Origin of the sequence: Providencia sp. PROV223, assembly GCF_028479245.1 — a bacterium.
In the GTDB taxonomy this organism is placed as follows: domain Bacteria; phylum Pseudomonadota; class Gammaproteobacteria; order Enterobacterales; family Enterobacteriaceae; genus Providencia; species Providencia rettgeri.
The window spans coordinates 73,744-83,881 of record NZ_JAMPNG010000020.1 but is presented as its reverse complement, the minus strand read 5'-3'; the positions used below and the strand labels follow the sequence as shown (position 1 = coordinate 83,881).

The following is a 10,138-nucleotide window of genomic DNA, read 5'->3' as shown; positions in this document are numbered from 1 at the left end:
CGACTCTATTCCTTATGGAGTTCCCTCTTCACGATAAAGAAGGAACTTAAATTAAAGTTGTTAACCGATAAAAATCGATTATTTAGCGTTACGAGCTTCGATTACAGCTTGTGCAACGTTGTTTGGTGCTTCATTGTACTTCAGGAACTCCATAGAGTATGAAGCACGACCTTGTGTCTGAGAACGCAGGTCAGTAGCATAACCGAACATTTCTGACAATGGTACTTGTGCACGAACGACTTTACCAGTAGGCAGGTCATCCATACCTTCAATCATACCACGACGACGGTTCAGGTCACCAATAACATCACCCATGTAGTCTTCTGGTGTTTCCACTTCAACTTTCATGATTGGCTCAAGCAGAACTGGTTTAGCTTTTTTGAAGCCATCTTTAAACGCGATTGAAGCCGCAAGTTTAAACGCCAATTCAGAGGAGTCAACATCATGGTAAGAACCGAAATGTAAACGAACACCCATGTTAACAACCGGGTAACCAGCTAATGGACCAGATTTCAGCTGTTCTTGGATACCTTTGTCAACCGCAGGGATGTATTCAGTAGGAATTACACCACCTTTGATGTCGTTGGCAAATTCGTAATCCATTTGAACGCCGTCTTTATCGTTTTTGTTCAGTGGGAACATATCGATAACGACATGACCATACTGACCACGACCACCAGACTGTTTCGCGTGTTTACCTTCGATATCAGTCACTTTCATAGTGATTGCTTCACGGTAAGCAACTTGAGGTTTACCAACGTTCGCTTCAACTTTAAATTCGCGACGCATACGGTCAACCAGAACGTCCAAGTGCAATTCACCCATACCAGCGATGATAGTCTGATTAGTCTCTTCATCACTTGATACGCGGAATGATGGGTCTTCTTGAGCCAGACGGCCTAATGCGATACCCATTTTTTCTTGGTCAGCTTTAGTTTTTGGTTCGATTGCAACAGAGATTACTGGCTCTGGGAATTCCATACGCTCCAGGATGATTGGTGCATCAACCGCACATAAAGTATCACCTGTAGTTACGTCTTTCAGACCGATAGCCGCCGCGATGTCACCAGCGCGAACTTCTTTGATCTCTTCACGTTTGTTAGCGTGCATCTGTACGATACGGCCAAAACGTTCTTTCTTCGATTTCACTGCGTTCAGAACTGTGTCACCTGAGTTAACAACACCAGAGTAAACACGGAAGAACGTTAAGTTACCAACGAATGGGTCGGTTGCAATTTTAAATGCTAATGATGAGAATGGCTCATCATCACTTGCGTGACGCTCTGCAGGAGTGTCTTTACCGTCGTCCAGAATACCATTGATTGCAGGTACATCTGTTGGCGCAGGTAAGTAATCAACAACTGCATCCAGCATCGCCTGAACACCTTTGTTCTTAAATGCAGAACCACAGGTAACCAGAATAATTTCGCTTGCAAGAACACGTTGACGTAATGCAGATTTAATTTCTGCTTCGGTCAGTTCTTCACCGCCCAGATATTTTTCCATCAGTTCTTCTGATGCTTCTGCTGCGGTTTCGATCAGGTTGTTGTGCCACTCTTCAGCAGCTTCTTGCATGTTCGCAGGGATATCTTCGTATTCGAAGGTAACGCCCTGGTCTTCATCGCTCCACTTGATTGCTTTCATTTTCAGCAAGTCAACAACACCAGTGAACGACTCTTCTGCGCCAACTGGTAATTGCAGTGGAACTGCGTTAGCAGCTAAACGTGATTTTAATTGCTCAACAACACGTAAGAAGTTCGCACCCATACGGTCCATTTTGTTAACGAACGCGATACGTGGAACTTTATATTTGTTAGCCTGACGCCATACAGTTTCAGACTGTGGCTGAACACCACCAACCGCACAGTAAACCATTACTGCGCCATCAAGAACACGCATAGAACGTTCTACTTCGATGGTGAAGTCAACGTGTCCTGGGGTGTCGATGATATTGATACGGTGTGGCTCATACTGTTTTGCCATACCAGACCAGAATGCAGTAGTCGCTGCAGATGTGATAGTAATACCACGCTCTTGCTCCTGCTCCATCCAGTCCATTGTTGCAGAACCTTCGTGAGTTTCACCAATTTTATGGTTTACACCAGTATAGAACAGAATACGTTCAGAAGTTGTGGTTTTACCGGCGTCGATGTGTGCACTGATACCGATATTACGATAACGTGCTATGGGCGTTTGACGGGCCATTTTTTCCTCTCTCGTGGGCGTTCAATGCTTCATATAAAGGGTAGCAAATGGCTACCCTGAGATACATCACTAATGTGGGTAAGAAATAATTACCAACGGTAGTGTGCGAACGCCTTGTTAGCTTCTGCCATACGGTGAACGTCTTCACGTTTCTTAACAGCGGAACCTTTGTTCTCAGCAGCGTCTGATAATTCATTTGCCAGGCGAAGCGCCATAGATTTATCACCGCGTTTACGAGCAGCATCAACGATCCAACGCATTGCCAGGGCATTACGACGAACCGGGCGAACTTCAACTGGAACTTGGTAAGTTGAACCACCAACACGGCGGGATTTAACTTCCACAGTCGGACGCACGTTATCTAGTGCTAATTCGAATGCATCAAGTTCAGTTTTACCAGAACGCTGAGCAAGGGTTTCAAGTGCGTTATATACGATTGCTTCAGCAGTAGATTTTTTCCCGTCTACCATCAGGATATTTACAAACTTGGCCAGTAATTCTGATCCGAACTTAGGATCTGGAAGAATTTTACGTTGACCTATTACGCGACGACGTGGCATGGATATGACTCCGTTGTTAATTCAGGTTTGTCCAAAACTCTACGAGAGTATTTTGACATTAAGATTAAAATGTTTGGCCTTACTTAACGGAAATCCATTAAGCCTTAGGTTTTTTCGCGCCGTATTTAGAACGTGCTTGCTTACGGTCTTTAACACCAGAACAGTCCAGTGCGCCGCGAACGGTGTGATAACGCACACCTGGTAAGTCTTTAACACGACCACCACGGATAAGGATAACGGAGTGCTCCTGCAAGTTGTGGCCTTCACCACCGATGTAGGAAGAAACTTCGAAACCATTAGTTAAACGAACACGGCATACTTTACGTAATGCTGAGTTTGGTTTCTTAGGAGTGGTAGTATATACACGAGTACATACGCCACGTTTTTGCGGGCAAGCTTCCAGTGCTGGAACGTTGCTTTTAACAACTTTCGAGCTACGAGATTTGCGTACCAGCTGATTAATAGTTGCCATTATTAAAAAAGCTCCTGGTTTTATTGCTTCGTAAACACGGATTTTGACCTCGTTCGCCAACATGACGATACACGAGGACGCGAAATTTTATTGCTGACTGGCTCAGGTGTCAAGAAATATACAACTTTTAGTGCCTTTATATGGCAAAATGTTGTTTTTGGACTTCTGTTAGCTTCACAAAACCTTGATATGTGATTACAGAAACTGCGGTTGAGAGGGTATTTTGCAACCCGCGAGCATTGATGTCGGCATCCAAAGCGTACAACTGCGCACCTGTTTTTTGTAATGCAATAAGAAAAGGTGACTGTGCGACTGCCGCAACCACGCCATCTTGCATCAGTAAAACTACGTCTTCCGCCGTAATAAAGCCTAGCATCGCAGAAAAATCACATTTAAATGGAGATGTTGCTAATGTATACAGCATAGAAAAGATCCTACTATAGATCAAAACTTAACCCAAGCTCAAAATTCACACAACCGATCAAAAATTAAGCACCACATCACATTCAGCTATTCTCGCTCTGATCTCTTTCTTGTTGAGAATTGTTGGCGTCACGACCCATTTGGTATTTTCCCCTAACCCTCGTTCTTGTAACGAAGAGCTGCAGAGATAAATTTTTTCAATGTCATATAATGGCAATATTTTAAATGTTGCGATGTAATCCCGAGCAAGCACTTCAGCAGGGTGTTGGTTTGCCAGAAGCTGATAGACGCCATCAGAGAGAAAAAACACCTGAATGTCTTCTGTCAGTGCTGAAGTTGCTAATAATGCATCTAGCCCTTCTCGACCACTGGCATTTCCATGGGGCATGGTTGTAAAGACAAAAGCTATTTTTTTCACACGATACCTTGTATTGAGCTGTTCTTAGAATTGAACCGTCCGGTCTGTGGTTATCATCGCTTCCGCAAGGCTTCCTAACCCACTCATTATAAAGCCCTCAGCAAGGTTGGCTGTTGGAAGTGATAAACTTTGCGCTTGTTCTTGGTCAACAACCCCTCGACGTAAAGCTGCGGAAACACAGATATGCATTTCACACCCTGATTGTTTTGCCAGTTCCTGCCAAGCTGAAACTAAATTGAATTCATCTGTTGCCGGCGAGGTAAGCTGATTCGCATTGAAAACACCTTCACGATAAAAAAATAGTGTTTTCAATATATGCCCTTCTTCAAGAAGGGCTTTTGCAAATTGATACGCACTCGCTGCTTGTTGTGTACCGTAAGCGGAACCTGTCACAACTAAGCAGTAGGTTAGCGAATTTGTATTACTCATTCACCGCTCTTGAATTGACGAATATATAAGTAAACCGTGTGCTTAGAAATATTCAGGCGGTCAGCTACTTGGTTGATGGCGTCTTTAATATCAAAAATACCTTTTTCGTATAAGTTAAGAACCACTTGCTTGTTTTTTGCATTATTAGAGACATTACGATCACCACCCACTTCTTCAATCGTATATTCCAATGTTTGCGCGACAAGGTCATCAACTGAAGAGGCAAAGTTCACATCTGAAGTGACTTCTTGTTTAGTTTCTGGAACAAACGATTGAATAATTTCAGAGAACGGTACATCTAAGTTCATATTGATGCATAGTAAGCCAATCACACGTTGCTTACGGTTACGAATCGCAATAGTAACGGATTTCATTAAATCACCGCTTTTCGCTTTCGTAAAATAAGCTTTCGAGACATTCGATTCTTCGTCTGCCATATCGTGCAGCATTCTCAACGCTAGGTCTGTAATCGGTGAGCCGATTTTACGCCCAGTGTGCTGACCATTTGCGATTCTGACTGCAGAGCAGTTTAGGTCTTCTAAAGAGTGAAGAACAATTTCACAGTGCCCACCGATTAGCATTGCCAGACCATCCACAGCAGCTTCATATGATTTTAAAATCTCATGGTCTGTCTCAGAAAAGGGCTGGTTATCCAATATGTTAATATCGCTGAGGTCGTGTGATTGTATAGAATCAGACATTTCAACATCATCCTTCTAATGTAAAAACTCATCCTGTTGACTAAAAAGGCGTTCATTATTCGACTATTTGGCCTTCATTACTTTGTTCGTAGCCAACAATTGTGATGATAAAAAATAAAATAGAGTCTTCTGAAGTTAAAACTCCACGGCGTTGCCGTCAAGCGAATGAATGCAAGACAGTCTGTTTTATCACAAGTTTTAAACAATTTGAGAATTTTTTTTGATGAGAAATACAAAAAAGCCCAACGCATGAATGTGTTGGGCTTCAAAATACACTTAACTAATGCTTAGTGAATCATTATTTAGCAGCAGGTTTGATATCTAATAATTCAACATCAAAGACTAATGTTGAATTTGCAGGGATACCTGGCACGCCATTTTCACCATAAGCTAACTCAGCAGGGATCACTAACTGCATTTTGCCGCCTTTTTTCAGGTTAACTAAACCTTCAGTCCAGCCTTTAATCACTGAATTTAATGGGATAGTCAGTGGCTCGTTACGTGAATATGAGCTATCGAATTCAGTGCCATCAATCAGAGAACCTTTGTAATGAACGACTACAGTTTCGTCTGCTTTAGGTTTTGCACCTGTACCGTCTTTTTCAATTTTGTACAGCAGGCCTGATTTGGTTTTTACAACGCCTTTTTCTTTCGCGTATTTTTCGCGGTACTCAGCACCTTTTTTCTCATTGTTGGCTGATTCTTCTTTCATTTTTTTGTCGGCAGCTTCTTTGACTTGACCTTCAAACTGACGCAATGTTTCCTCAACTTCTGCATCGGTCATTTTGCTTTTGCCGTTAAATGCATCTTGGACACCAGCAAGTAATTGGGCTTTGTCCAAGTTAATACCAATTGTTTTTTGCTCTTCTAAAGAATTCTGCATGTAGCGACCTAAAGACGCACCCAGTGCATACGCATTACGCTCTTCTGCGTTTTTGAATGCGCTGCTTTGTGCTTTGGCTTCCGCTGCCATCACTTGCGGAGCAGCAAAAGTAAATGCTAGCGTAGTTGCTAAAAGGCTTGCCTTAAACAGTGATTTCATCCTAGTCTCCGATAACTTTTATTCGATTATATTCGAATAGCGAACTATTCGTTTTATGGGTAGGGCTCTTTAAGTTTAGACCCCGTTACTCCATTGAGTATTAAAAAAATATAATAACTACTGAGACCACATTAACAAAAAGTCGTTTCGTCGCCTATATCTTTAACTAAAACTTATCTATTGATTTGTAATGTTCAGTTATTATGATGGTTTAATTACGATATAAACGCTTAAGGAGAGTCGGATATGGACTCATCTGATACATTTGAACAACGCTTAGAACTTTTAGAAAGTAAAGTTGCCTTTCAAGAACTGGCGATTGAGCAACTTAACCAGGTTATTACTGACCAGCAAATGCAAATGAGCCGCCTTCAAGAGCATTTACGCATTGTGGCTGAAAGGCTGAAATCATCCCAAGATTCTCACTTAGCAAGGCCAGAAGAAGAAACACCACCGCCACACTATTGATTTCAAAGATAAAACTCTTGATTTCAAATACAAAAAAGGAAGCTTTCGCTTCCTTTTTTTACAAACACTAATACAAGGTATTAGTGGCAGCCGCAGCCGCCTTGTTTGTGTCCGTGACCTTCGCCGCCACCGCAGCAACCGCCTTCTGAACCATGGCTATGACCACCACCGCCACAGCAACCACCTTCGTGATCGTGATCATGGTCGTGACCGCCTGCACCATGGACGTGGCCATGTGCAATTTCTTCTTCTGTTGCTTCACGGATAGCCATGACTTCAACATTAAATTTCAGGTTTTGGCCTGCTAACATGTGGTTACCGTCAACGATAACTTCATCACCTTCAATGCCTGTGATTTCGACAGGAACTGGGCCCATGTCAGTGTCAGCTAAGAAACGCATACCCACTTCTAGCTCATCAACACCCATAAATACATCTTTAGGAACACGTTGAACTAAGTTGTCATCGTATTGGCCATATGCGTCGTCTGAAGCAACTTCAACATCGAAGTTTTCGCCCACAGAACGACCTTCTAATGCTTTTTCTAAACCTGAAATTAAAGACCCACGACCATGCAAATAGTCCATTGGTGCGCTTGCTGGTGATTCATCAACTAAAACACCGTCTTCTGTTCTTACTTGATAAGCCAAGCTGACCACCAAGTCTTTTGCTACTTTCATGACATCTCCTACTACCCGTAAGGGAAAAATTTTTTGCCAATTGTACCGAAAAACTATGATGATGTATTGAGAATTGACAAATTTCTATTATTCAGGTGTAAAAATTCCAATAACCTGCTCTTTTTGCCTAACATGACCAGTTGCTTCATCCCCTGCTTGGCGTTGTTGATCGCCGCAATTGACACACTCAACGACATCAATTTTATCTTCACGCCACATCATTAATGTGTCTTGTGACTTACACTTAGGGCAAATCGCCCCAGCAATAAAGCGTTTACGTATTGAAGCCATTTCTAACCCTTACTGTTCATTATTCCAACTATGGGGCTGGCGATGCTCTCTTTGCATTTCTTTCTCAAAGAGCTCATTAAGTTCACGACGCGCCTCTTTAATGCGTGAAATTTGCCCGCTATCACTATTTTCATTTTCAGGGTAGATATCCCTGAGCATTTTCATGTCTAAACGGCGAAAATGCTGCTTGGCACGATAAGCTTTATGAGGGTGCATCCCCGTACTGACTAAAGCCTTGCTGCCAAGTTCAAGCGCACTCGAGAATGTTTCGCGGCTAAAGTCAGTCACGCCACATTGCAATAGCTCATGAGCCTCAAGACGACCTTTAGCACGAGCAATAATATGCAAGTTAGGGAAGTTTTCTTGGCAAATTTGCACAATTTCCATCACTTCTTCAGGGACATCACTGGTAATCACGATAGATTTGGCTTTATCAGCTCCTGCTGAGCGCAATAATTGCAGTTCACGTGCATCGCCGTAATATACTGTATAGCCGTAGCGGCGCATGGTACTAATCGCCGTAACATCTTGTTCTAGTACTGTAATTTTAACCTTATTAGCCATTAATAATCGGCCAACTACCTGACCCATACGACCAAAACCGACCAAAATAACATGCGGGTCATTATCCTCTACAAACGGTTTTTCACTCGAGGCCGGCTGTTGATTATAACGATAGTTCAAATAAGCATCTATCAATTGCATCACAAGTGGAGTGGTCATCATCGAAAGCGTGACAACCACCAGCAATAAATCCATTTGCCGTTCATTAATCACACTTGCACCAAAGGCGGTTGCATAGATTACAAATGCAAATTCGCCACCTTGGCTAAGCACACCAGAAAATTGCGCTCTCGCACCATTTCGAAGCCTAGCGGCTAAACTCAGTCCGTAAAGTACTAACGCTTTGACAGCGACCAATACTACAACAGCAATCAATACTTGCGGTAAATAGGCCCACAACACATCTAAATTCAATGACATACCTACTGAGATAAAAAATAGCCCCAGTAGCAGACCTTTAAACGGTTCGATATTAATTTCCAATTCATGACGGAATTCTGTTTCCGCTAACATGACCCCTGCCATAAAGGTTCCCAGAGCCATAGAAAACCCAAGGCTTTCCATAATGAGTGCAGAACCTAATACCACCAATAAGGCGGCAGCCGTAAAAATTTCATGAACGCCAGATTTAGCAGCAAGCCTGAACATCGGCCGCAATAAGTAACGGCCAACGACCCATAAGCCTGCGAACGCCACTATCTTCAAACCAATCTTTTGCCAATCACTGGTTGCTGAATCCCCTGCTAACAATGGGATCAGCGCCATAATCGGGATAACGGCCATATCTTGGAATAACAAAACAGAGAAACCGAGTTGCCCACTTTCTTTGTTGGACATCCCTTTTTCGTTCATCAATTGAAGTGCCATTGCCGTTGATGACATCGCCATACCTAATCCACCGACAATAGCCGCTTGCCAAGAGAATTTGGCTAAAAATAGCAGTGACGCCATGATAGCTGCGGTCACGACCACTTGAAGCGTGCCCACACCGAAAATAGAGCGCCTAAGTTCCCATAATTTAGAAGGTTTTAGCTCTAACCCAATAAGAAACATCAGGAACACCACCCCCATTTCGGAGAAGTGTAAAATATCATCAACATTGCGAATAAAGCCGAAAACAAATGGCCCAATCATGATCCCGGCAAGCAAATACCCAAGCACAGCACCTAAGCGGATTTTTTGTGCGATAGGTACCATAACGACCCCTGCACAAAGGAAGATGATAACGGATTCAAATAGCCCCAGTTCTGACATTAGGATAACCCTCCCGCACCTAGCGGTTGCTGCATCCATTGACGGTAGTCATCGATAAGCTGTTCAAAGCGTTCTTTAGGCTGCCGACGTGCTGCATAAATAATGGTTGGTTCTAACCACTGCATATCACACATTAATGCGGTCAATTCAAATGGGCGAAGTATTTCTGTAAGCGGGTAATGATTATACCCATCATGTTGATAAGCGTGGATAGGCTCCCCCGTCGTGATCACCGAGCGCCAATATTTGCCTTTTAATTTCTGGTACCCCACGTCGGTAGCAAAACGGCGAGTTAACACGCGATCAAACCACTCTTTTAATAAAGCAGGGCAACTATAAGTATAGAGAGGATGCTGAAAAACAATGATATCGTGCTGACACAATAATTTTTGCTCCGCGGTAACATCAATAAAATAATCTGGGTAAATTGCGTATAAATCGTGCACAGTCACATGGTCAAAATCACGTACTGCCCCCAATAACGCCTTATTAGCCATCGATTCGTCGGGGTCCGGGTGAGCGTAGACCACCAACACTTTCGGTGTATTTGACATCTTTCCCTCCTCAAAGGCGTGTCAGACGGAACATTTTCCGTTACCATGCAGCCTGCTAAATAGAGTTTACACCCTAA

The 10,138-nt window shown here is 43.0% G+C and carries 13 protein-coding genes; 1 reads left to right on the top strand and 12 read right to left on the bottom strand.

Annotated features, from left to right (window positions below):
* Window positions 1-78: 78 nt before the first annotated feature.
* From fusA to fkpA, 8 genes are all read right to left on the bottom strand, one after another.
* Entirely contained in the window at window positions 79-2,205 is a 2,127-nt protein-coding gene (gene fusA, locus PR767_RS18260) for an elongation factor G (RefSeq protein ID WP_109912909.1), read from the bottom strand.
* Window positions 2,206-2,294: 89 nt separating this feature from the next.
* A complete protein-coding gene (gene rpsG, locus PR767_RS18255) occupies window positions 2,295-2,765 on the bottom strand; it encodes a 30S ribosomal protein S7 (protein ID WP_004262486.1) in 471 nt (156 codons plus the stop codon).
* Between the two features lie 97 nt (window positions 2,766-2,862).
* The gene (gene rpsL, locus PR767_RS18250) at window positions 2,863-3,237 is read right to left on the bottom strand and encodes a 30S ribosomal protein S12 (protein ID WP_004265905.1); all 375 of its coding nucleotides are present in this window, start codon (window positions 3,235-3,237) and stop codon (window positions 2,863-2,865) included.
* Between the two features lie 136 nt (window positions 3,238-3,373).
* Window positions 3,374-3,661, bottom strand: coding sequence for a sulfurtransferase complex subunit TusB (tusB, locus tag PR767_RS18245; protein WP_004265906.1), 288 nt, complete (start codon window positions 3,659-3,661; stop codon window positions 3,374-3,376).
* A gap of 57 nt (window positions 3,662-3,718) precedes the next feature.
* A complete protein-coding gene (tusC, locus tag PR767_RS18240) occupies window positions 3,719-4,078 on the bottom strand; it encodes a sulfurtransferase complex subunit TusC (RefSeq protein WP_109912908.1) in 360 nt (119 codons plus the stop codon).
* A 24-nt stretch (window positions 4,079-4,102) separates the two neighbouring features.
* Entirely contained in the window at window positions 4,103-4,507 is a 405-nt protein-coding gene (tusD, locus tag PR767_RS18235) for a sulfurtransferase complex subunit TusD (RefSeq protein WP_272520722.1), read from the bottom strand.
* Window positions 4,504-5,208: a helix-turn-helix transcriptional regulator gene (locus PR767_RS18230; RefSeq protein WP_004262503.1), complete on the bottom strand. Its 705-nt coding sequence runs from the start codon at window positions 5,206-5,208 to the stop codon at window positions 4,504-4,506. The genes tusD and PR767_RS18230 overlap by 4 nt, the downstream gene beginning before the upstream one ends.
* A gap of 298 nt (window positions 5,209-5,506) precedes the next feature.
* Window positions 5,507-6,250: an FKBP-type peptidyl-prolyl cis-trans isomerase gene (fkpA, locus tag PR767_RS18225; protein ID WP_004262506.1), complete on the bottom strand. Its 744-nt coding sequence runs from the start codon at window positions 6,248-6,250 to the stop codon at window positions 5,507-5,509.
* A 246-nt stretch (window positions 6,251-6,496) separates the two neighbouring features.
* On the opposite strand from fkpA, the gene PR767_RS18220 reads away from it, so the two are divergent.
* On the top strand, window positions 6,497-6,718 hold the full coding sequence (locus tag PR767_RS18220; protein ID WP_004262507.1) for a SlyX family protein: 222 nt from the start codon (window positions 6,497-6,499) through the stop codon (window positions 6,716-6,718).
* Window positions 6,719-6,798: 80 nt separating this feature from the next.
* Here the strand turns inward: PR767_RS18220 and slyD are convergent, their stop codons facing one another.
* From slyD to kefG, 4 genes are all read right to left on the bottom strand, one after another.
* Window positions 6,799-7,398: a peptidylprolyl isomerase gene (gene slyD / locus PR767_RS18215; protein ID WP_004265922.1), complete on the bottom strand. Its 600-nt coding sequence runs from the start codon at window positions 7,396-7,398 to the stop codon at window positions 6,799-6,801.
* A gap of 87 nt (window positions 7,399-7,485) precedes the next feature.
* Window positions 7,486-7,689: a YheV family putative zinc ribbon protein gene (locus PR767_RS18210; RefSeq protein ID WP_004265924.1), complete on the bottom strand. Its 204-nt coding sequence runs from the start codon at window positions 7,687-7,689 to the stop codon at window positions 7,486-7,488.
* A 9-nt stretch (window positions 7,690-7,698) separates the two neighbouring features.
* Entirely contained in the window at window positions 7,699-9,507 is a 1,809-nt protein-coding gene (kefB, locus tag PR767_RS18205; protein ID WP_004265926.1) for a glutathione-regulated potassium-efflux system protein KefB, read from the bottom strand.
* Window positions 9,507-10,061 carry a glutathione-regulated potassium-efflux system ancillary protein KefG gene (gene kefG / locus PR767_RS18200; RefSeq protein ID WP_004265928.1) on the bottom strand — a complete coding sequence of 185 codons (555 nt, stop codon included), beginning with the start codon at window positions 10,059-10,061 and terminating at the stop codon, window positions 9,507-9,509. Before kefG ends, kefB begins: the two co-directional genes overlap by 1 nt.
* Between the last annotated feature and the right edge of the window lie 77 nt (window positions 10,062-10,138).